General features: G+C 33.0%; 1 protein-coding gene. It reads right to left on the reverse strand.

All coding sequences use genetic code 11. From position 1 onward, the window contains the following. On the reverse strand, positions 1-185 hold a 185-nt coding region (locus SB772_RS46145; RefSeq protein ID WP_410839287.1), incomplete at its 3' end, for a hypothetical protein. Between the last annotated feature and the right edge of the window lie 45 nt (positions 186-230).

A 230-nucleotide genomic window follows, 5' to 3' on the forward strand; every position in this document is an offset into this window, starting at 1 on the left:
GGTGTTTGAGAGAGTATGTGCTCTACTGTCAAGCTTTTTGTTTTCACAAAATCTTTTAAGTCTTCTAATTCATGTCGGAAGCTTGATAGAAATTCTGAGTAATCAAGTAATATAAATGGTAGAACAGCCTTACTTCTTTTGTATACAGATCCTAATAAATTATTTCTAAACTCACTTTCACTCATCCATCTACTGTTGAACCACGTCAAATCATCTCTAATCTGATCATC

Source organism: Paraburkholderia sp. SIMBA_030 (assembly GCF_046535245.1).
In the GTDB taxonomy this organism is placed as follows: domain Bacteria; phylum Pseudomonadota; class Gammaproteobacteria; order Burkholderiales; family Burkholderiaceae; genus Paraburkholderia.